The following is a 20,777-nucleotide window of genomic DNA, read 5'->3' as shown; positions in this document are numbered from 1 at the left end:
GAAACTTGTGGCCAACGTCTATAATGGTCGCGCCGTTTCCACGACTCGAGAGGTTCACTGTTATGCGTCAATGGTTTGTGCTCAAAGGCTTGGCCGTACTGCTGTTGCTCGGCCTGCTGGCGGCCTGTGCCCAGAGCCCCCAGATTCTGTCCGTGAGTCCCAAGGTCAGCGGCGGTTTTTCGCATACCGGCAGCGGCCAGTCGGTCTCGCTGGAAGTGGTCGATGGACGCGACAGCAGCGTCATCGGCACGCGCTCGGGCAGCCCGTCGGCAACCTCGACGATTACCGTCGAGGCCAATGATGTCATTCCCAAGATCCGTGTCCAGGCGGAAAACGCCCTGCGCAGCATGGGATTCAACCCGACCAGCAGCAACGCCGGCGGCCCTTCGCTGACCCTGACGCTGACCGACCTGGCCTACGCCCGCAGTACTGCCGAGCAGCCGCTGCTGGACGCCTCCCAGCTCCAGGCGATCATCCAGGCGGAAGTGGTCAATGGCGGCAACACCTACACCGGTCGCTATACCGCCAAGCGCTCCCAGAGCTACGCCGTGAAGCCGGACTGGGATACCAACAACCGCATGGTGAGCGAACTGTTGGGTAATGCCCTGGACCGTACCTTCCGCGATCAGCAACTGGCCAGTCTGCTGGCCCGCTGATCCCGCCCGGAAGTCTCCGCCGAATGCGAAGAACCGCCTGCCACATCACCGTGGCAGGCGGTTCTCTCGTTTCGGGCTTCGGCTTTGGGCAGCCCGGGACGACGCCACACGGGACCACGACCGGACGACACCTCGGTGACAACTAGAGCGACGGGCCCCGTCTCACCAACTGCCACACGCTTTCGGTCAGGCCATCTTCGGCCTCCGATACCTCGCACAGCGTCAACTCGAAATTGGGGGCCATCAGCGCCCGGACTTCCTCGTGGGAGACGCTGAACGGCGGGCCGCGCTCCGGGTCGTCATGGGTCAGGGTGACCAGCAGGCCGCGCTTGCCCGGCAACAGCAGTTGCGCCAGATGGTGAGCGTAGCGTTGACGCGTCGCCGGTGGTAGTGCAATGAGGGCGGCGCGGTCGTAGAAGCCCGCCAGCTCGGCCGCTTCATCCACCTGAAAGTGGAAGAAGTCGCCACACCACAGCTCGACGCTCCCCTGCCGCGTGCACTCGAACCCGGATCGGCGGTAGCGAAGCGCGGGCTGATCGCCTTCCGCCACGAACTGCTCGATCGCCAGGGGCGACAGCTCGACTCCCAGTACCGGATTACCGCGCTGGACCAGCCAGCGCATGTCCCGACTCTTGCCGCACAACGGCACCAGGATCTTGGCGCCGGCGTCCAGCCCGAGTCGCGGCCAGTGCCTTTCCAGCGCCGGGTGCGGCATCTCGCGATGAAACCCGATGCGTCCTTCCTGCCAGCGCTGCAACCAATCCGCGGCGGTCATCACGACTCCTCAGGCAGGCTCAGAACCAGCGGTCGCGCTTGCGCCGGCGGCGCGGCAGATGCGGCACGATCAGGCCGACGATCAGCCCCGCGCCAGCCACCCCGCCGCCATACATGAAGTAGCGCATCAGCAGATCTTCTTCCTGGGTATCCAGACGCGCCTGCATCTCGCGCATCTTGCTCTCCGCCTGAGAATAGGCCTGATTGAGCTGATTATTGGTGGCCTGCAGCTCGTCGACCTGCGCCTGACGGCCTTCCAGTTCGTTGCGCATGTCGGCCACCCGCTGATTCCACTCGTCATCGATGCCATCGAGCCGCGTGGTCAGTTCGTCCACCTTCTTCTGGAGCGCCGGCAGTTGCTGCTGGGCGCTGGGTTGGTCCTGGATGAACTGGGACTGGACCCATACCTCGTCGCCGTCGGGGCCGCGCACCTGCGTATAGTCGCCCTGGGTCTGCAGCACGGTAACGGGATCACCACTGGTGAGCGTTCCCACGATGCGGTAGCCGTCGGTGGGGCCACTGCGCACGAACGTGGTCAGTGAATCACTGACCCAGTGGCCATCCTGAGCCACGGCGGAGGCGGAAAACAGGGCCGCGCCCAAGGCGCAACCCATGACTGCATTTCGAATTTTCAACATATCGTCGTGATCTTAAATGGCTAGTCGGTAACGGTTGGGCATTTCGTGCTCATGTGACGATGAACTGGGCGACGATGAGACCGCGCATCGCTTCCTGCGAGGGCGGTGATTCAATCATCCACACTTTCTGTGGATAACCATTTGGACAACCTGCGCAGCGATCATGCCATTCACCGGCTGCTTCGGCATTGACGACAAATTGGTGAAAATCTGACCAATCCGTCATTTTCTAACCTCGTTCCACCCATCGGCCGGTCGGTATCGGCCACTCTAACCGGCTCGTTTCAGCCATCGTCCCGCGGTGGCCAGGCCATCGGCCGCGGGAACTCGGTGACATTGCCCTCGGCCTTCACGGCCTTGGCTACGCCGCCGCGCTCGACTTCGTCGATCCGCACGATGGCGCTGTAGGGAATATAACTGCGATTGACCCCATCGAACGTGCGCCGAAGCCTCTCCGCACCGGGGTCGACGACCACCTTGGTCTGATCCTCGAACACGAAGGCCTCGACTTCGATAAACCCCCACAGGTCGCTTTGAAAGATCTCTCTGGCGTAGAGTTCCCAAACTTCACCTTGGTTGTGGAACACGACCCGATAGATCGGCTTGCTGGGCATAAATGAACGGCTCTCTCGATATCATTGCCACGCAGCCGGTTCGTCCTGTCCGCGAACGCGGCATCATGGCGTCTCAAATAGGCGCAAGGGTACCACAGCCATGGCGCCGTGCGAGCGGCACGGGTTGGCTGTATGGCCTCATCCCCCGTATAATGCCGCGTTCTCGAGAAGGCCTGAACGGCGCGCACACTGGCTGGGCGCCGTCTTTCCTGTCTCTCCTCTTCAGTTTTTCCACGGGGCATCGGTGACGCGCGCATGGCCGCAGCAACGCAACCTATGACGAAGAAGCTCTTCATCAAGACTCACGGCTGTCAGATGAACGAGTACGACTCCGCCCGTATCGCGGATCTGCTCGGCGAATCTCATCGTCTGGAAATGACCGATGACGAAAGTGAAGCCGACGTCATTCTGCTCAACACCTGTTCGATTCGCGAAAAGGCGCAGGAAAAGGTCTTCCACCAGCTCGGTCGCTGGAAGAAGCTGAAAGCCGCGAACCCGGATCTGGTCATCGGTGTCGGCGGCTGCGTCGCCAGCCAGGAAGGCGAGAAAATTCGCAAGCGCGCGCCTCATGTCGACATGGTGTTCGGCCCGCAGACGCTGCATCGGCTTCCCACCATGCTGGATGCCCGCAGCAAGAGCGCGACACCGATCCAGACCGTGGACGTGACCTTTCCCGAGATCGAGAAGTTCGATCATCTGCCCAAGCCGAAATCCGACGGCGCGACTGCGTTCGTCTCGGTGATGGAAGGCTGCTCCAAGTACTGCACCTTCTGTGTCGTGCCCTACACTCGCGGCGAAGAGGTATCGCGCCCCTTCGAGTCGGTAATGGAAGAAGTCGTTCACCTGGCCGAACAGGGCGTGCGCGAAATCAATCTGCTGGGCCAGAACGTCAATGCGTATCGCGGCCTGGACGAGAGTGGCGACGAGATCGATCTGGCGGAGCTGATTGCCTGCGTGGCAGCGGTGGACGGCATCGACCGCATCCGCTTCACCACCTCGCACCCGGTCGAGTTCACCGACAGCCTGATCGAGGCCTACGGCGAGATTCCGGAGCTGGTCAGCCACCTGCACCTGCCGGTGCAGTCGGGCTCGGATCGCATTCTTGCTGCCATGAAGCGCGGCCACGGCCGGGACATGTATATCGACAAGCTCGAGCGCATCCGGGCGCTGCGTCCGGACATCAGCTTCTCCTCGGACTTCATCATCGGCTTCCCCGGCGAGACCGACGAGGACTTCGAAGACACCATGGACCTGATCCATCGCATCGGCTTCGATGCCTCGTTCAGCTTCATCTATTCCAAGCGTCCCGGCACGCCGGCGTCCAGCCTGCCGGACGACACTCCCGTGGAGACGAAAAAGCAGCGCCTGGCGATCCTGCAGGATCGGCTCAACCAGCAGACGCAGCAGATCAGTCGCCGCATGGTGGGGAACCGGGAGCGGATTCTGGTCACCGGCTTCTCGCCCAAGGATCCGGGGCAGCTTTCCGGGCGTACCGAAAACAACCGTGTCGTCAACTTCCGGGCCGAAGATCCGACGTCGCTGATCGGCTATTTCGTCGACGTCACCATCACCGAAGCCCTGCCCAATTCACTGCGTGGCGAGCTGGTATCCGCCGACCGCTATTGAGTTAGCGCCAATCGCCCTCATCTAGCCTGACGCAAGGCGAGGCGCTCCGTGCCTCGCCTTGCTCCGCCAGACTGATTCGCATTCGATACGCGGGAGAGCCTGTCGGAACCAGGTGCAGGTTAATCCCGGTCATTGCCTCGACAGGAAGCGGCGCAGTAAGCTGGCGATAAGTTTTCAAGTTGCACCTTTTTCCAAGCCAACTTTTTCAAACCAACGGATCTCTTTGCGTTGACCCAAGACCAACAGTCTGACAGCCGCGTCGTGTCCCTGACACTCGAACCCAACGATCCCATGCGCCTGGCCAATCTCTGCGGCCAGCGCGACGAACACCTGAAGCTGGTCGAGGCCCGCCTCGGCGTGACGCTGCGCAATCGCGGCAACGTCTTCCAGCTTGCGGGCCCGGATGCCAGCGTCAAGGCAGCGGCCAACGTGCTCGAACACCTCTACCGCGAGACCGAAGCCGACGAGCTGACGCCGGATACAGTGCATCTCTATCTTCAGGAGTCCGGCGTCGAGGCGCTGGAAGAGGAAACCGGCGACATCGAAGCCGGCGGCCTGCTCATCCGGACGCCGCGAACGCTGATCAAGCCCCGCGGCTTCAACCAGCAGGGTTATGTCGCCAGCATCCGCCGCCACGACATCAATTTCGGTATCGGCCCGGCGGGCACCGGCAAGACCTATCTGGCGGTCGCGGCGGCGGTCGAGGCGCTCAATCGTCAGGAGGTCAGACGCATCCTGCTGGTACGTCCGGCCGTCGAGGCCGGCGAGAAGCTCGGCTTCCTGCCGGGCGATCTGGCGCAGAAGATCGATCCTTACCTGCGCCCACTCTACGACGCGCTCTACGAGATGCTGGGCTTCGAGCACGTCAACAAGCTGATCGAACGCCAGATCATCGAGATCGCCCCGCTGGCTTACATGCGCGGGCGGACGCTCAACAATGCCTTCATCATTCTCGACGAGAGCCAGAACACCACGCGCGAGCAGATGAAGATGTTCCTGACCCGTATCGGCTTCGGCTCGACGGCGGTGATCACCGGCGATGCGACCCAGGTCGACCTGCCCCGTGGCTCGAGCTCCGGCCTGATTCACGTGCTCGAAGTGCTGCGCGACACGGCCGGCATCGGGATTACCCAGTTTGCACCCAAGGACGTCGTTCGCCATCCGCTGGTGCAGCGCATCATCGAAGCCTACGACATCCACGAGGCAACCGAGGAAGCGGCCCAGCGCCAGCGCCGGGAAGACCGTCGTCAGGCACGCCTCGACGCGGAATCCCAGCGGGATCAAGGCGAATCATGAGTCCCGAGATCGACCGTCAGATTGCCGTCGGCACCGAGGCCGAAGCCGCCCTTCCGACACAGGCGGAGCTGGAAGCCTGGGTCGGTGCCGTGCTGGACCAGGAAGGCGATGGCCGCCACGAGTTGACGATCCGCTTCGTCGAACGGGACGAGAGCCAGCAGCTCAATCGCGACTATCGCGGCAAGGACAAGCCGACCAACGTGCTCTCCTTTCCCTTCGAGACGCCGCCCGGAATCGAGCTTCCCCTGCTCGGCGATCTGGTGATCTGCCACGACATCGTGGTGCGTGAAGCGCAGGAACAGCACAAGTCGACCCAGGCGCACTACGCCCATCTGGTAATACACGGTTGCTTGCATTTGCTCGGCCATGACCATATAGATGATCAGGAAGCCGAGCAGATGGAAGCGCTGGAAAGAACGCTGCTCACCCAGTTTGGCATCACGGACCCCTATCGTGTCATCGATCCGGAACCCGATGTCTAGACGCCGACCCACGATGCCAACATCCATCATCATGCCGACACCGACGAGACCTTCCTGCCCTGCCTGGAACGAGGGCCGGGAAGGATCAAGCGAGACCCCGAGCTTGACGGCCGAACAGCCTGACGAGCCTCCGCCTAGCCGCTCCCGGATTGCGGACGGCCCCCTTTGGACATCGATCATCGGTTCAACACACGCTGTTATCGAGCCCCCGTCTAGTGCGGTGCGGCCACGCGCGCGGGCGTCATGCCGGCGTGCCATCGTTTTCCCCTTCCGTGCGTCATCCGAGGACAAGAGACCACAGTCATGAGCGAAGACCGATCGAGTAGCCAGAACAGTCGATCCTGGCTGGATAAACTCATCAGTACCTTCTCTAGCGATTTCGATGAACCCAGCTCCCGCGAAGAGCTGCTCACCTTTCTGCGCGAGGCCGGCCCTAGGCTGAACCTCGACCAGGATGCGCTGACCATCATCGAAGGTGCCTTCCAGATCAGCGACCAGCAGGTGCGCGAGGTCATGATTCCGCGCTCTCAGGTCACCGCGATCAACGTGACGCAGCGCCCGGAAGATTGCCTGCCGATCATCCTGGAAACCGCACACTCCCGTTACCCGGTCATCGACGACAATCTCGATGACGTCATCGGCATTCTGCTGGTCAAGGATCTGCTGCCGCTGCTGAAGGGCAATCCCCAGGAGCGCGAGGCGTTCGAGCTGCGCGATGTGCTGCGCCCGGCGATGTTCGTTCCCGAGTCCAAACGCCTCAACAGCCTGCTCAAGGAGTTCCGCGACACCCACAATCACATGGCGATCGTGGTCGACGAGTACGGCGGCACAGCCGGTATCGTCACCATCGAGGACATCCTCGAGCAGATCGTCGGCGATATCGAGGACGAGCATGACACCGACGAGGAAGAGGACATTCGCGACATGGGCGACGGCACCTATGCCGTCCGCGCGCTGACGCCGATCGAGGACTTCAACGAGCATTTCGACACGGCCTTCTCCGACGACGAGTTCGATACCGTCGGCGGCTTGATCATGCAGCGCTTTGGCCACCTGCCCGGTCGCAACGAACATACCGATCTCGGCGAGTGGCGATTCACCGTCCTCAATGCCGATAATCGACGGATCCGCCTACTGCAGGCCAGGCCGGTGCCGGCCGAGGTCGAAAGCGACTCCCCGCGCCGTATCGAAAGCTGATCGATTCCGCCCTTCGGCTTGCAGGCACTTGACGCATTCGATCGGCAACTTTGATATAAGGGGCACTTTTCGCAAGGAGTGCCCCCGACATGCCGCAAGCCAAGCCGTTGATTTCCGCCCGCCGACCCTGGCCGGGCTATCTCGCTGCGCTGGTCGCCGGCGGGTTCTCCACGCTCACCTTCGCCCCCTTCCACCTCTGGTGGCTGGGTCCGGTCGCCGTGGCCCTGATGTATCTCGATCACCACCGCCTGAGCGTGGGTCAGGCCGCCCTGCGCGGCTGGCTGTTCGGCGTCGGGCTGTTCGGGACCGGCACCTCCTGGGTCTACGTCTCGATCCACGACTACGGCTATACCGGCGTGCCGCTGGCGCTGTTTCTGACCGCGCTGTTCGTCGCCACGCTGGCGCTGTTCCACGCGTTCATCTTCGGTCTCTACCGGCGGTTCACCTCGCCCCGGCTGGCCTTCCTCAGCTTTGCCGGGGTCTGGGTACTGGGCGAAGCCTTTCGTAGCTGGGCGTTCACTGGCTTCCCGTGGCTGTTGCTGGGCAGCGCCCATGTCGATTCGCCGCTGGCGCCCTGGGCGCCGATCGGTGGCGTCTATCTACTGTCGCTGATCGTCGCGCTCAGCGGCACGCTACTGGTCGAATTCTGCCGTCGGCGCTGGTGGGCGGTCGCGCCCGTCGCCCTGCTGTGGCTGGTGCCGCTGGCCCTGCCCACCCACTGGACATCGCAGGCCGCCGATCCGCTGCGGGTCGCGCTGCTGCAAGGCAACCTGCCCCAGCTTTCCAAGTGGAGCGCCGAGGGCCAGCGCAACGCCGTCAACACCTATACCCGCATGACGCGCCAGCAACCCGACGATGTCGACATCATCGTGTGGCCGGAAACGGCACTGCCCATGTTCGAGCAGCAGGCGCGACCGTTCATGGCTCGACTGCAGTCGACACTCCTCCCGGAGACGTCGCTGCTGACCGGCATCGTTCAGCGCGACGAGGCCGGGCGTTACTACAATGCCATCACAGGCGTGGGAGACGTCCGCGGCGAGTACCGCAAGAGCCACCTGGTGCCGTTCGGCGAATTCCTGCCGCTGGACTTCCTGCTGCGTGGCATCATCGACTTCTTCAATCTGCCGATGTCCGACTTCGCTGCCGGTGCCGATTCCCAGCCACCGATCCTCACTCACGGTGTCGCCATCGGCAGCGCGATCTGCTACGAAATCGTCTATCCCGATCTGGTCGCGGAGCGCGCCCGCGATGCCAACGTACTGCTGACGGTCTCCAACGACACCTGGTTCGGTCGCTCGATCGGGCCCCTCCAGCATTTGCAGATGGCGCAGCTGCGCGCGCTGGAGAACGGTCGCTACGTCATTCGCGCCACCAGCAACGGCGTTACCGCGATCATCGACGACCAGGGCCAACTGCATGAGCAGGCGCCGCAGTTCGAGACCGCCAGCGTGGTCGGCGACGTCGTCCCGATGACGGGTCTGACACCCTTCACGCGCACCGGTAGCTGGCCGACCTGGCTGCTGTCGTTGCTGCTGATGGCCCCGGCGCTGGTGTGGAAGGTCCGCCAGCCGGCGTAGGAAGATAGAACACAGGAAAATAGATAGACGGCACCGCCACTCTGTCAGGATTCGCCTTCGAATCCAGCGAGGGTGACGGCGCCGTTTCCGGAACGATCCCGTCCTCCAACACATCTCGATCCACCCTCTTCTCTCTTCTTTCTTCCCACCTCCGCTTTTTCAATATGCGACGCCGGTTTATCGATTGGTTCCCGCTCGCAGGAAGACACTTGCCTCGCGAGTGACGATAGCGTTGGATGGAAGTCTTCATTTCCAGTCATCGAGTTCGCCATGACACTGTCCCTGGTCTCTCCCGACGATATCCGCAGCGCCTTCTCGCAAGCCATGTCCGACATGTACCGCCAGGAAGTGCCGCAATACGGCGATCTACTGGAACTGGTCGCCAACATCAACCGCGAGACGCTGGCAGCGGACCCGGCACTGGCCGCCCGGCTCGATGCTCAGAACGAAACGTCGCGCCTGGATGTCGAACGCCACGGGGCGATTCGCGTCGGCACCGCCGAGGAGCTGTCGACGCTGAGGCGGGTCTTCGCGTTGATGGGCATGTTCCCGGTGAGCTATTACGACCTGTCGGAAGCGGGCGTGCCGGTTCACTCCACCGCCTTCCGCCCCATCGACGAGGATTCGCTCCGGCGCAATCCTTTCCGCGTCTTCACGTCGCTGTTGCGCCTGGAGCTGATCGAGAACGACGACCTGCGCCGCCAGGCCGCCTCGATCCTTGCCGAACGCGACATCTTCACGCCGGCGGCCCGCGAGCTGATCGAACTCGGCGAGCGCCAGGGCGGCTTCGACCGCGACCAGGCCGAGCGCTTCGTGACCGAGATCCTCGAAACCTTCCGCTGGCACCGCGACGCGACCGTCGATCACGAGACCTACCAGGCGCTGCACGACGCCCATCGCCTGATCGCCGACGTGGTCTGCTTTCGCGGCCCGCATATCAATCATCTCACCCCGCGCACGCTGGATATCGATGCCGCCCAGGCTGCCATGCCCGACTACGGAATCACGCCCAAGGCCGTCATCGAAGGCCCACCCAAGCGCGAGTGGCCCATTCTGCTACGCCAGACCAGCTTCAAGGCACTGGAAGAGCCGGTGCGCTTCGCCGGCAGCGATGGCGGCACCCATACCGCTCGCTTTGGCGAGATCGAGCAGCGCGGCATGGCGCTGACGCCCAAGGGGCGCGCGCTGTACGATGAATTGCTGGCCAAGTCCCGCCAGGCGCCGCCCGCCGCCGACAATCTCGCCCACCAGCGCCAATTGAGCGAGTACTTCACGGCATTCCCGGATGACCTGGACGCGCTGCAGCGTGACGCGCTGGCCTACTTCCATTACGCGATCAGCGAGAGCGGCCGCCAACGCCTGGCCGACGGCGAGCCAGCCCCGGCCTCGCTGGACGAGGCCCTGGCAGCAGACTGGATCGACGCCACGCCGATCACCTACGAGGATTTTCTGCCGGTCAGCGCCGCCGGCATCTTCCAGTCGAATCTCGGCGATGCCCGACACCAGGCGTATGCCAATGAATCCAATCAGGGCGCCTTCGAGCTCGCCCTCGGCCGGCCGGTTCACGACGAGTTCGAACTCTACGGCCGGTTGCAGGAGGACTCTCTGGCTCGCGTGCGGCAGCAGTTGGGTATCTAGACACGGAGTTCGAGCCCCAATCGCGCCGCAAGCAGATATGCCCGGGCGCCAGAGTATTTCAGAGAGGGAAGTGGAATGCCGCAAACGGAGCGACAAGACAACGACAAGACGACCCCCATCGTCATTGTTACCGGCGGCTCTCGCGGCATCGGCGCCAGCCTGGTCGAGCGCCTGCATCGCGAGGGCTTTGGCGTGCTCTTCACCCATGCCCAATCCCCACAGGAAGCGGAAACCCTGGAGCAAACTTTCTCTGATGACGGCCCGGTCGTTCGCGGCTTGCAGTGCGACGTTGCGAACCCCGACGCATCAACATGTATCTTCGATGCGGCCGAAGCGCTCGGCGATCCCGTGGCACTGGTCAACAACGCGGGAATCACGGGCGGCCTGGGACCTCTGGCCGAACTCGGAGACAACGAACTGGACCGGGTCATCGCGGTCAATCTCGCGACGCCAGCCAGGCTATGCCGTGAGGCAGCGCGACGCTGGCAGAATCACGCCAGCCGCAAATCCATCGTCAACATATCGTCGGTCGCCGCCCGGACAGGATCGCCCAACGAGTATGTCGTCTACGCGGCAACCAAGGCGGGTCTGGAAGCACTCACACGGGGCCTGGCCAAAGAGCTGGCGGGAGCGAACATTCTCGTCAATGCGGTTTCGCCCGGTACGACCGATACCACGCTTCATGCCCGCTCGGGTGAGCCAAGCCGGGCCAAGCGCATCGCCGAGAAGATACCGCTCGGCCGCGCCGGTCAACCCGACGAAATCGCCAACGCCATCGCATGGCTGCTTTCGAAGGAGACGAGCTATATCACGGGCTCGGTGATCGAGGTAACCGGCGGGCTCTAGCATCGGGCAGGCATGAAGGTCGTATGGACACATGCTCTTGTCGTGGAGAGTGAATCGCGTTCCGGTCAGTCAGCCTAGGCTGAAGTTCCTTCTTCAGCCGTGTGAGGCTCGGACAGTGCATTCATCCAATAACAATGATCATGACATCTCATCCGCTTCGACCGACGTCGATCTCTCCACGCTACGCAAGGTAATCGCGGCTTCGGCAATCGGCAATTTCGTCGAGTGGTTCGATTTTGCCGTCTACGGCTTTCTGGCCGTGGTCATATCGCAGCATTTCTTCCCGCCGGGGGACGATTCCCTGGCGCTACTGCAGACATTCGCCGTATTCGCGGTCTCGTTCGCCCTGCGCCCGCTGGGCGGCATCTTCTTCGGCATGCTCGGCGACAGGATCGGACGCAAGCGCATTCTGGCAGTGACGGTGCTGCTGATGGCCGGTGCCACGACGCTGATCGGCATCCTACCGACCTACGCCAGCGTCGGCCTGTTCGCCCCGCTGGCACTGGCGCTGGCCCGCTGCGTTCAAGGCTTCTCCGCTGGCGGCGAGTATGCCGGCGCCTGCGCCTTCGTGATGGAACACGCGCCCACCCATCGCAAGGCGCGCTATGGCAGTTTCGTCCCGGTTTCGACCTTTCTGGCCTTCGCTACGGCCGCGGCATTGACCTTCGTCATCAGTGCCCTGCTGTCAGAGGAAGCTCTGAATGCCTGGGGCTGGCGCGTACCGTTTCTGATCGCCGCACCACTGGGACTGGTCGGGCTCTACATGCGTTTGCGTCTGGACGAATCTCCCGCCTTCCAGGCCCTGAAAGCGCAACACGCCGTTCCGCAGGCACCATTGAAGGAAACCGTGCGCACGCATGGCGCGACCATCGTCAGCCTGAGCGCGTTCATCTCGGTCACGGCGCTATCGTTCTACATGTTCACCACCTACTTCACGACCTACATGCAGGTTGTCGGAAGCGCCTCGCGGACCACCGCCCTTCTGGCCAGCCTCGGCGCGCTGATCTTCGCGGCGGCGTTGTGCCCGTTCGTCGGCCGTTATGCCGACCGCGTCGGACGGCGCCGAACGATACTGACGGCGGGGATCTGTCTGATCGCTGCCGTATTTCCCGCCTATACGCTGGCCGGCAGCGGAGAATGGTGGGCATCGCTGATCGGCGCGATGCTGATGGCGGTGGGCGCGGTGATCTGCGGCGTAGTCACGGCGGTCCTGCTGTCGGAGCAGTTCCCGACACGCGTGCGCTACACCGCCTCGGCGCTCTGCTACAACGTCTCCTACACGATCTTCGGCGGCACGGCACCGCTGGTCGCGACGTGGTTGATCGAGCGTACCGGCAACAACCTGTCGCCGGCGATCTACCTGATCGCAATCACGCTGCTGGCGATGTGGGGTGGTCTGCGCCTGCCGGAATCCGCCCATCGTGCCTTGAACGCCGACGAATCCGAATGGCAGCGCGCTCCGAAATCCGCCGCCCAGCCGGCTCTCTGATCCATCGGCAAGCCGCTCACGGCTGGCGGGCATAGATTCTGGCCCGCCAGTCGGCGACTTCGTAATCCGTGTCGAAATGGCAACCGCCATCGTAGACAGCGGCTTCCCGCGTTTCGCAGTACTGGGCAACCGCCTCCGGTGTAGGCTTGTGACCGCGCTCGACCCAGCGGTCGAGGGATTCCAGCGCAGCGGCATATTGCGGCGTGGAAAGCTTGCTGTGTCGAGCTTCGTCGGTATAGATCTGGACCAGCGAGTCGGCCGTGCCGCTATCCTGGCGTGCGCGCCGGTATAGCCATTCGTTCTCGACGAAGATGATCGGGTCGTCGATGGCGTGCATGGTCACGGTGGGGATGTCGGTATTCCCGCTCAGCCCCGCATCCGCGCCAAGCTTCTCGACCGCCCGGGCATCCTCGTCGAAGCGGGAGATCCCCTTGTTGAGCGCCTCGTCGTTGCTCGAGCCCCGGTAGCGTACGTTGCGGTTGGAGAACGGACTCGCACCGCCGAGACGCTGCTCGACCATGTCCTGAAACAGAAACGTCGACCAGCGCATGTGCGCCTTCAGCGTGCCGGGCGGAATCCGCACGACATCGACGATATTGTTCAGCGTCTGCTGCTGGATGAGCGTGCGCTGCGCCGCCGGCAGGCCGGCGCCGGTACAGGCGTCGACCCGGGCATTGAGTTCCTCCGGCGTCATCTCGGCGCCTTTGGGCAGCCCTTCCCAGAGCGGGTATTGCGTTTCGTCAGGATACGGGTGGTTGGCGCAGTAGTACTGGTAGACGGCGCGGAGATCGGCGCGAAACTGATAGGCCTGGGTACCGCCCCCGAGCACGCCGCTGGTGAGCAGCGCCCCATCGTAGCGATGGTGGCCATTGTCGTCCGTTCCGTAGAGCTCCATCGCCTTGGCGGCCACGTTACCGCCCCAGGACTGCCCGTGCAGGTAGATGCGTTCGGGCTGGCCGAAATGCTCGACGAACAGCCGTCGCAGATAGTCGGTGTCTTCGGCCGCCATGCGCACACCATATCCGCCACGCCGATAACTGGAGCCTGCCCAGGCGTAACCCTCGCGAACCATGACGTCATACTGACGCAGGTCGATATCGAGAGGATCGTCGGGTTGCGGGGCATTGGGGCGCGGCCCGCCATGACTGTGCAGAACCAGTTTGTGATTCCAGTCGTCGGGAATCGCGATCCAGTAGTAGGCGCCGTGAGTATCCTGGCCGGTGAAACATCGGGTGGCGGTCGGCAGCCAGTCGGGACAATCGGCCTGGGTCATTGAATCGGCATCCAGGGAAAGCTCGTCGGCCTGTAGCGGATGGCAATATCCCGCCAGCAGGCCGATGACCAGCAATCCTTGCCGCCAGGTGGGAGTTGGCTTCGGCACGCTTGGGCCCTCGTCGGTTTTGGCACGGAATGCCGTTACGACTGACCTCGCTGCCAAATGTTCCTCAGGCGGCGATGCCCGCTTACGCTTGGGAATCGGAGGACGGCACGCCGGAATCGCGCTGGAAATAGCGATGCCCGCAAGCGTGACAGGCGTCCAGACGGGCCACCTGATCGAGCATCACGCCAGCCCCGCAGTGAACACAGCTCATGCGCCCGGGCAGGGCCACTTCCCCGGCGGTATAGTCGGCCCGGGCCGCTTCGAGATCGTCATCGAAGCGTTCGCGGTCGATGGTGGTGCGATCGGCGATCGAGAACAGCGCTTCGCTGACTCGTCGCGAGAGCACGTCGAGATCGATCCCCAGCCAGGTCGCGACGCCTTCGCCGCCCTTGGCCAGAAACTGACGAAAATCACGCATGTCCCGCTCGACCCAGGCTCGCAGCAGCGCCACCTCGTCCTTGGTGAACTCCTCGAATTCGGCTTCGAATGCCACCGCCTCGTCGAGTTCCTTCTGAAAACTCTCCCAGGAGAGCTCCCCGCCGCCGTCCTTCAATCGGGTCAGAATGCGCTCGTACGCTTCGCTGAGACGGGAACGCGCCTCGGGTCGTGACTGTTGCTCATCCATGGCTATTCCCCTTGTCGTTACTGATCGAGTCGTTACTGATCGAGTCGTTGCCGATCGAGTTGCTGCTGGTCGATTTGCCTGGCTTTCATTGCCCGGCCCTTCCTGACGAACCCTGCGCACCGCAGTCTTGCCTGCCAGGCGCCCTATTCGCCCAAAATCCACCCCGCCAGCGCCAGGCTCTTACTTGCGACGATGGGTCTGGGGTATGCTTGTGGGCCTGAAAAATCAAGCCGGCCCCGCGCTTTTCGTCTGTGATGAGTATAGCTTTTTGCGGGGACTCTGGCGCTCCCATACGCTGAACGCAAGGTGCCTGACCAAACCGATGGACGCACAGTACAACCCGCAAGCGATTGAAAACGCCGCCCAGCAATACTGGAACCAGCACCAGAGCTTCAAGGCCGTCGAGGATGCGACGCGCGAGAAGTTCTACTGCCTGTCGATGTTCCCCTATCCCAGCGGCAAGCTGCATATGGGCCATGTGCGCAACTACACCATCGGTGACGTGGTCACGCGTTTCCAGCGCATGCAGGGCAAAAACGTGCTGCAGCCGATGGGCTGGGACGCCTTCGGGATGCCGGCCGAGAACGCCGCCATCAAGAATCGGGTGGCGCCCGGCAAGTGGACCTACGAGAACATCGACTACATGCGCGGCCAGCTCAAGGCGCTGGGGTTCGCCTACGACTGGAATCGTGAATTCGCCACCTGCGATGTCGATTACTACCGCTGGGAGCAGTGGTTCTTCGCCAAGCTGGTCGAGAAAGGCGTCGTCTACAAGAAGATGTCGACGGTCAACTGGGACCCTGTCGACCAGACCGTGCTCGCCAACGAACAGGTCATCGATGGCCGCGGCTGGCGCTCCGGTGCGCGGGTCGAGCGAAAGGAGATCCCGCTGTGGTTTCTCAAGATCACCGACTATGCCGATGAACTGCTGGCCGATCTCGACAAGGTCGAATGGCCCGAGCAGGTCAAGACCATGCAGCGCAACTGGATCGGCAAGTCCCGCGGCGTCGAGTTGAGCTTCGACGTCAAGGGCGAGGACGGCGACGAACAGACCGAGCGCCTCGACGTCTACACCACGCGCCCGGATACCCTGTTCGGGGTCACCTACGTCGCGGTGGCAGCCGGTCATCCGCTGGCCAAGCAGGCCGCCGAACAGGATCCGGCCATGGCCGAATTCCTGATCGAATGCCAGCAAGGCGGCAATTCCGAAGCCGAGCTGGCGACCATGGAGAAACGCGGCCGCGACACTGGCTATCGCGCCATTCATCCGCTGACCGGTCAGGAAGTGCCGATCTTCGTCGCCAACTTCGTGCTGATGGAGTACGGCACCGGCGCCGTGATGGCCGTACCTGCCCACGATCAGCGCGACTGGGAGTTCGCCACCAAGTACGAACTGCCGATCCAGCCCGTGATCGCCGATGCCGAAGGCAACGCGCCGGATCTCTCCGGCGGCGCCTACGTCGAGCACGGCAAGCTGATTCGCTCCGGCGAATTCGATGGCCTCGAGTTCGAAGCCGCGTTCGATGCGATCGCCGCCAGGCTCGAATCCCAGGGTCGCGGCAAGATCAAGATCAACTATCGTCTGCGCGACTGGGGTGTCGCTCGCCAGCGCTACTGGGGCGCGCCGATCCCGATCAAGTATGGCCCGGATGGCCAGACCGTTCCGCTCACCGACGATGAACTGCCAGTCGCGTTGCCTCAGGAGGTCGAGGTCGACGCTTCGGGTTCACCGCTCAAGAAGATGCCGGCGTTCTACGATCTGGGCGACGGCTGGACGCGTGAAACCGATACATTCGACACCTTCATGGAGTCCTCCTGGTACTACGCCCGTTTCTGCTGCGCCGACAACCCGGAGGCGATGCTCGACGATCGCGCCAACTACTGGCTGCCGGTGGATCTCTACATCGGCGGTATCGAGCACGCCATTCTGCACCTGCTCTACGCCCGCTTCTTCCACAAGCTGATGCGTGACGAAGGCCTGGTGAACGGCGACGAGCCGTTCCAGCGCCTGCTCACCCAGGGCATGGTCATCGCCGAGACCTTCTATCGCGAAACGGAAAACGGCGGCAAGGAGTGGTTCAACCCGGCCGACGTGGAAGTCGAGCGCGACGACAAGGGGCGCCCGACCAGTGCCAAACTGATCAGCGACGGGCAGCCGGTCGAGATGGGCGGCATCGAGAAGATGTCCAAGTCGAAGAACAACGGCGTCGACCCGCAGGCGATGATCGATCGCTTCGGTGCGGATACCGTGCGCCTGTTCATGATGTTCGCCGCGCCGCCGGAACAATCCCTGGAATGGTCGGATTCCGGCGTCGAGGGCTCGCATCGCTTCCTCAAGCGGCTCTGGAAGCTGGTTGCCGATCATGTCGCGGCGGGAACGCCGGCGTCGCTCGACGTGAACGCGCTCGACGATACGCAAAAGGATCTGCGCCGCAAGACACACGAGACCATTGCCAAGGCCGGCGACGACATCGGACGTCGTACCACGTTCAATACCGCTATCGCCGCGGTGATGGAGCTGACCAACGCGCTGGGCCGTTTCGACGATACCTCGCCGCAGGGTCTCGCCGTCAGTCGCGAAGCCATCGAAGCCTGCGTCCTGCTGCTGGCGCCGATCACCCCGCACGCTTGCCATGCGCTGTGGCAGGCACTGGGCCATCAGGAGCCGGTCATCGACGCGGCCTGGCCGACGGTGGACAAAGACGCACTAGTCAAGGCCAGCATCGAGATGGTGGTGCAGGTCAACGGCAAGCTGCGTGCCCGCCTGGACGTGCCCGCAGAGGCCGACAAGGCCGCGGTAGAGTCCCTCGCCCTGGCGGAGGAGAACGTGCAGCGCCATATCGAAGGCAAGAGCGTGCGCAAGGTCATCGTCGTTCCCGGCAAGCTGGTCAATATCGTCGCCAACTGAGCCGTTGCCATCTGAAACGTTGCCATCTGAAACGTTGCCACCTGGAACCTTGCCAAGCGGCAACGTTCGATATCGGACCCATCCGGCACTGCGAAAGCGGTGCCGTCATGTCAAAAGGAGCTTCTCATGATGCGTCGCACCGTTGTGGCCGGCCTGATGGCCGTGTCATTGACTGCCCTGGCCGGCTGCGGCTTCCAGCTCCGTGGCCTGAACCAGCCGACCCTGGCTATCCCGGAGCTGAATCTCAACGCCAACGTCTCGCCGTTCAGCGAGGAGGTTCGTCGCGCGCTGGAGAATGCCGGCACCCGTATCAGCGAAACGGCGGACATCCGCGTCAATCTCGGCGACGAGCGGATCAGCGAGAATCGGCTGACGCGTTCCGATTCCGGCAGCCGCGAAACCGAAGTCACGCTGACGGCCCCGTTCTCCGTCCAGCGCGAGTCGGACGATGCCTATCTGCTGAATCAGCAACAGCTGGAAGCGTCGACGACGGTACTGCTGTCGACGGACGACATCTATTCCGGTGAAGAAGTGCGCAACGAGGCCATCCGGCAGCTGCGTCGAGACGCGGCGACCCAACTGATCGATCGACTGGATGCGCTCGAGACCCCATGAAGGTATTTCCCGACAAGCTGGAAGACGCGCTCAAGAAACGTCTGCCGCCGGTGGTAATGGTGGCAGGCGACGAGCCGCTGATTCATCTCGAGGCTTGCGATGCCGTTCGCCGGGTTGCCCGCGAGCGTGGCATCGAGGAGCGCGAGGTCATGCATGTGGAGTCGGGCTTTCAGTGGACTCAACTGCTGGAATCGGCTTCCAGCCTGTCGCTGTTCGCGTCGAGCAAGCTGATCGAAGTCCGGCTGGGCGGACAGTCGCCCGGCCAGGATGGCGGCAAGGCCCTCGAGGCTTACGCCGAACAGGCCGGCGACAGCGATAACGTACTGCTGCTGTCCAGCCAGCGTCTGGACCGCAAGGCGCAATCGAGCAAATGGTTCAAGACGCTGGACAAGCTGGGCGTGTTCGTCCCGGTGTGGCCAGTGGATCACCAGCGCCTGGGCTTCTGGATGCGTGACCGGGCCAATCGCTATGGCTTCACCATGGACATGGACGCGGCCCGACTTCTCGGCGAGCGCACCGAGGGCAACCTGCTGGCAGCCGACCAGGAGCTGCAGAAACTGGCGCTGCTGATGCCGCCCAACGCCCGCCTCGATGTCAGCGCCATCGCCAACGGGGTCGAAAGTAGTGCGCGTTACGATGTCTTCACGCTCACGGATGCCTGCCTGAAAGGCGAACGCGAGCGCGTTGCCCGGATCGTGCGCGGCTTGCGTCAGGAAGGTGTCGAAGCGCCGGTCATTCTGTGGGCACTGACCCGCGAGCTACGTACTCTGCTGTCGATCTTCCAGCATCTCGACCAGGGTCAGAGTCTGGAACACGCCTGCAAGGCGCAGCGGCCGATGATTCCGGAAAAGCGCCGTCCCGGTTATCAGCAGGCACTCAAGCGACTCCCCCAGCGTCGTCTGCACAAGCTGCTGCTGTTCGCACAGCGCATCGATCTGGCCATCAAGGGTGCCGTCGCCCTGCCGGTGTGGGATTGCCTGCAGGATCTCGCCCTCACGCTGGCCGGCGGCCGCGGGTTGCTGGCGGAAATGCCTTACGCCTACCGTACCGCTTGACGTCTTTTACCGGACTTCTTTACCGGCGTCTCTGCCGGCCTTCTCAGCCAGCGTGAAACGAAGCCGAATTTGACCTCCCCACGGCACATCCATATAGTTGACTATCTCAACTATCCAGCAATGTACGTCACAGGCTCCATGTCCCGCCCTTACTCCTTTAACTTGCCGCTCGTGTTAGCCATCACCATGGCGCTCGGGCCGTTGTCGATCGATGCCTACCTCCCCGCTTTCCCGGCCATGGCCGATGCGATGGGGGTCGGCATTGGTGACGTGTCGAGGAGCCTCTCGGTCTATATCTTCGGTCTCGCCATCGGGCAACTGGTCGGTGGTCCGCTATCGGATCGCGTGGGGCGATCCCGCGTCATGTATGCGGGGCTGGCTATTTTCATCGCGGCCGCCCTGGGCATTACCCAGGTCGATGACCTGAACCTGCTGCTGATGCTGCGTGGCCTGCAGGCCTTCGGTGGTGGCTGGATCATGGTGCTGGTGCCGGCGCTGGTGCGAGACCAGGTCAGGGGGCGCGAAGCGGCCAAACTGTTCAGCATGATCGGGCTGATCATGGTGGTAGCTCCCGGTGTCGCGCCCAGCATCGGCAGCGCCCTACTGGCGCTTGGCGACTGGCACGCGATTTTCTGGTTCCTCGCCATCTACGCGCTCGGCGTGATTCCGTTGCAGGCTCGCGTGGTGCTGCGCCACGCCAGGCCCACCGCCAAGGCCCATCATGAAGACTCGCTGCTGACCCGTTACCGTTTCGTTCTGGCGACCCGGGCCGCGCTTCCTTTCATTGCCCTGCAGGCCTTTGCCTTCTCGGTCATGATGCTGTTCATCACTCACGCATCCTTCATCTATCAGGCCCATTTCGGTCAGTCGGAGAGCGCCTTCTCGCTGATGTTCGGCGCCAATATCCTGGTCATGCTGCTGGTCAACCTGACCAACCGCGCCGTTCTCCACCGGTTCACGTCGCGACAGATTCTGATTACCTGCCTATGCGTGCAGTTCACCGGTGTCCTGCTGCTATCACTGATGACCTGGCTGGAGGTTTCCGTCTGGCTGTTCCTGCCGGCCATGATGTTGACCATCGGCGCCCAGGGCGCCGTCGTGCCCAACAACCAGGCCTGCTTCATGGAATACTTCGAGCGCCATGGCGGCACTGCGGCCTCTCTGCTCGGTGCCTGCCAGTTCGGGGTTGCCGGCACGCTGAGTGCGCTATCGACCCTGCTGCCGGAAACGTTGGGCTGGGTCATCGCCTCGATGTTTCTCTGCTCGCTCGTCTGCATGGGTGTCATCGTCGGCGCACTGCGTCCACACCGGGCTCGCTGAGCCGGCCTCAACGGTCATGACCGTTACGCCTGCGGTGGAC

At 63.1% G+C, this 20,777-nt stretch carries 19 protein-coding genes; 13 read left to right on the top strand and 6 right to left on the bottom strand.

Annotated elements, in window-relative coordinates; translation table 11 throughout:
• Window positions 1-62 precede the first annotated feature (62 nt).
• The gene (locus ACWHY3_RS07765) at window positions 63-656 is read left to right on the top strand and encodes a YajG family lipoprotein (protein WP_087718714.1); all 594 of its coding nucleotides are present in this window, start codon (window positions 63-65) and stop codon (window positions 654-656) included.
• A gap of 142 nt (window positions 657-798) precedes the next feature.
• Here the strand turns inward: ACWHY3_RS07765 and ACWHY3_RS07760 are convergent, their stop codons facing one another.
• The 4 genes from ACWHY3_RS07760 to ACWHY3_RS07745 form a co-directional block, all read right to left on the bottom strand.
• A complete protein-coding gene (locus ACWHY3_RS07760) occupies window positions 799-1,431 on the bottom strand; it encodes a thiopurine S-methyltransferase (protein WP_087718713.1) in 633 nt (210 codons plus the stop codon).
• A 19-nt stretch (window positions 1,432-1,450) separates the two neighbouring features.
• Complete coding sequence (locus ACWHY3_RS07755; RefSeq protein ID WP_256961161.1) at window positions 1,451-2,044, bottom strand: TIGR04211 family SH3 domain-containing protein; 594 nt, start codon at window positions 2,042-2,044, stop codon at window positions 1,451-1,453.
• A gap of 73 nt (window positions 2,045-2,117) precedes the next feature.
• Window positions 2,118-2,294 (bottom strand): hypothetical protein, encoded by a 177-nt coding sequence (locus ACWHY3_RS07750; protein ID WP_157957044.1) that lies wholly within the window; start codon window positions 2,292-2,294, stop codon window positions 2,118-2,120.
• A gap of 58 nt (window positions 2,295-2,352) precedes the next feature.
• Complete coding sequence (locus ACWHY3_RS07745; protein ID WP_448127961.1) at window positions 2,353-2,682, bottom strand: DUF1820 family protein; 330 nt, start codon at window positions 2,680-2,682, stop codon at window positions 2,353-2,355.
• Window positions 2,683-2,958: 276 nt separating this feature from the next.
• Here ACWHY3_RS07745 and miaB point away from each other — a divergent pair, with 276 nt between their 5' ends.
• The 8 genes from miaB (at window position 2,959) to ACWHY3_RS07705 (ending at window position 12,833) form a co-directional block, all read left to right on the top strand.
• Window positions 2,959-4,308, top strand: a complete 1,350-nt coding sequence (gene miaB / locus ACWHY3_RS07740) for a tRNA (N6-isopentenyl adenosine(37)-C2)-methylthiotransferase MiaB (RefSeq protein WP_087718712.1) — start codon at window positions 2,959-2,961, stop codon at window positions 4,306-4,308.
• A gap of 291 nt (window positions 4,309-4,599) precedes the next feature.
• On the top strand, window positions 4,600-5,604 hold the full coding sequence (locus ACWHY3_RS07735) for a PhoH family protein (RefSeq protein WP_083387181.1): 1,005 nt from the start codon (window positions 4,600-4,602) through the stop codon (window positions 5,602-5,604).
• On the top strand, window positions 5,601-6,086 hold the full coding sequence (ybeY, locus tag ACWHY3_RS07730; RefSeq protein ID WP_087718711.1) for an rRNA maturation RNase YbeY: 486 nt from the start codon (window positions 5,601-5,603) through the stop codon (window positions 6,084-6,086). Before ACWHY3_RS07735 ends, ybeY begins: the two co-directional genes overlap by 4 nt.
• A 303-nt stretch (window positions 6,087-6,389) precedes the next feature.
• Complete coding sequence (locus tag ACWHY3_RS07725) at window positions 6,390-7,283, top strand: HlyC/CorC family transporter (RefSeq protein ID WP_071230372.1); 894 nt, start codon at window positions 6,390-6,392, stop codon at window positions 7,281-7,283.
• Window positions 7,284-7,372: 89 nt separating this feature from the next.
• Window positions 7,373-8,860 (top strand): apolipoprotein N-acyltransferase, encoded by a 1,488-nt coding sequence (gene lnt / locus ACWHY3_RS07720; RefSeq protein ID WP_448127960.1) that lies wholly within the window; start codon window positions 7,373-7,375, stop codon window positions 8,858-8,860.
• A 270-nt stretch (window positions 8,861-9,130) separates the two neighbouring features.
• Window positions 9,131-10,498: a 2-oxoadipate dioxygenase/decarboxylase HglS gene (gene hglS / locus ACWHY3_RS07715; RefSeq protein ID WP_448127959.1), complete on the top strand. Its 1,368-nt coding sequence runs from the start codon at window positions 9,131-9,133 to the stop codon at window positions 10,496-10,498.
• A gap of 75 nt (window positions 10,499-10,573) precedes the next feature.
• Window positions 10,574-11,344 carry an SDR family NAD(P)-dependent oxidoreductase gene (locus ACWHY3_RS07710; protein WP_448127958.1) on the top strand — a complete coding sequence of 257 codons (771 nt, stop codon included), beginning with the start codon at window positions 10,574-10,576 and terminating at the stop codon, window positions 11,342-11,344.
• Window positions 11,345-11,459: 115 nt separating this feature from the next.
• Window positions 11,460-12,833: an MFS transporter gene (locus ACWHY3_RS07705; RefSeq protein ID WP_303854292.1), complete on the top strand. Its 1,374-nt coding sequence runs from the start codon at window positions 11,460-11,462 to the stop codon at window positions 12,831-12,833.
• A 16-nt stretch (window positions 12,834-12,849) separates the two neighbouring features.
• Here the strand turns inward: ACWHY3_RS07705 and ACWHY3_RS07700 are convergent, their stop codons facing one another.
• The gene (locus ACWHY3_RS07700; RefSeq protein ID WP_332779956.1) at window positions 12,850-14,214 is read right to left on the bottom strand and encodes an alpha/beta hydrolase family protein; all 1,365 of its coding nucleotides are present in this window, start codon (window positions 14,212-14,214) and stop codon (window positions 12,850-12,852) included.
• An 82-nt stretch (window positions 14,215-14,296) separates the two neighbouring features.
• On the bottom strand, window positions 14,297-14,839 hold the full coding sequence (locus tag ACWHY3_RS07695; protein ID WP_332779957.1) for a zinc ribbon-containing protein: 543 nt from the start codon (window positions 14,837-14,839) through the stop codon (window positions 14,297-14,299).
• A 322-nt stretch (window positions 14,840-15,161) separates the two neighbouring features.
• Here ACWHY3_RS07695 and leuS point away from each other — a divergent pair, with 322 nt between their 5' ends.
• From leuS to ACWHY3_RS07675, 4 genes are all read left to right on the top strand, one after another.
• A complete protein-coding gene (gene leuS / locus ACWHY3_RS07690) occupies window positions 15,162-17,747 on the top strand; it encodes a leucine--tRNA ligase (protein ID WP_332779958.1) in 2,586 nt (861 codons plus the stop codon).
• A gap of 126 nt (window positions 17,748-17,873) precedes the next feature.
• A complete protein-coding gene (locus tag ACWHY3_RS07685) occupies window positions 17,874-18,362 on the top strand; it encodes an LPS-assembly lipoprotein LptE (protein WP_448127957.1) in 489 nt (162 codons plus the stop codon).
• A complete protein-coding gene (gene holA / locus ACWHY3_RS07680; RefSeq protein WP_448127956.1) occupies window positions 18,359-19,417 on the top strand; it encodes a DNA polymerase III subunit delta in 1,059 nt (352 codons plus the stop codon). Before ACWHY3_RS07685 ends, holA begins: the two co-directional genes overlap by 4 nt.
• Before the next feature lie 171 nt (window positions 19,418-19,588).
• The gene (locus tag ACWHY3_RS07675) at window positions 19,589-20,737 is read left to right on the top strand and encodes a multidrug effflux MFS transporter (RefSeq protein WP_448127955.1); all 1,149 of its coding nucleotides are present in this window, start codon (window positions 19,589-19,591) and stop codon (window positions 20,735-20,737) included.
• The last annotated feature ends 40 nt before the right edge of the window (window positions 20,738-20,777 follow it).

It is taken from the genome of Salinicola sp. NYA28a (genome assembly GCF_976982775.1).
This window is presented reverse-complemented; position numbering and strand designations above follow the sequence as displayed.

Excerpts from the sequence above, each read along its gene's own strand:
- lnt (WP_448127960.1), top strand. The coding sequence starts at position 7,373 with ATGCCGCAAGCCAAGCCGTTGATTTCCGCCCGCCGACCCTGGCCGGGC.
- ACWHY3_RS07765 (WP_087718714.1), top strand. The coding sequence starts at position 63 with ATGCGTCAATGGTTTGTGCTCAAAGGCTTGGCCGTACTGCTGTTGCTC.
- hglS (WP_448127959.1), top strand. The coding sequence starts at position 9,131 with ATGACACTGTCCCTGGTCTCTCCCGACGATATCCGCAGCGCCTTCTCG.
- ACWHY3_RS07725 (WP_071230372.1), top strand. The coding sequence starts at position 6,390 with ATGAGCGAAGACCGATCGAGTAGCCAGAACAGTCGATCCTGGCTGGAT.
- ACWHY3_RS07750 (WP_157957044.1), bottom strand. The coding sequence starts at position 2,294 with ATGACGGATTGGTCAGATTTTCACCAATTTGTCGTCAATGCCGAAGCA.
- miaB (WP_087718712.1), top strand. The coding sequence starts at position 2,959 with ATGACGAAGAAGCTCTTCATCAAGACTCACGGCTGTCAGATGAACGAG.
- ACWHY3_RS07760 (WP_087718713.1), bottom strand. The coding sequence starts at position 1,431 with ATGACCGCCGCGGATTGGTTGCAGCGCTGGCAGGAAGGACGCATCGGG.
- leuS (WP_332779958.1), top strand. The coding sequence starts at position 15,162 with ATGGACGCACAGTACAACCCGCAAGCGATTGAAAACGCCGCCCAGCAA.
- ACWHY3_RS07755 (WP_256961161.1), bottom strand. The coding sequence starts at position 2,044 with ATGGGTTGCGCCTTGGGCGCGGCCCTGTTTTCCGCCTCCGCCGTGGCT.
- ybeY (WP_087718711.1), top strand. The coding sequence starts at position 5,601 with ATGAGTCCCGAGATCGACCGTCAGATTGCCGTCGGCACCGAGGCCGAA.
- ACWHY3_RS07710 (WP_448127958.1), top strand. The coding sequence starts at position 10,574 with ATGCCGCAAACGGAGCGACAAGACAACGACAAGACGACCCCCATCGTC.
- ACWHY3_RS07695 (WP_332779957.1), bottom strand. The coding sequence starts at position 14,839 with ATGGATGAGCAACAGTCACGACCCGAGGCGCGTTCCCGTCTCAGCGAA.
- ACWHY3_RS07685 (WP_448127957.1), top strand. The coding sequence starts at position 17,874 with ATGATGCGTCGCACCGTTGTGGCCGGCCTGATGGCCGTGTCATTGACT.
- ACWHY3_RS07735 (WP_083387181.1), top strand. The coding sequence starts at position 4,600 with ATGCGCCTGGCCAATCTCTGCGGCCAGCGCGACGAACACCTGAAGCTG.
- ACWHY3_RS07745 (WP_448127961.1), bottom strand. The coding sequence starts at position 2,682 with ATGCCCAGCAAGCCGATCTATCGGGTCGTGTTCCACAACCAAGGTGAA.
- holA (WP_448127956.1), top strand. The coding sequence starts at position 18,359 with ATGAAGGTATTTCCCGACAAGCTGGAAGACGCGCTCAAGAAACGTCTG.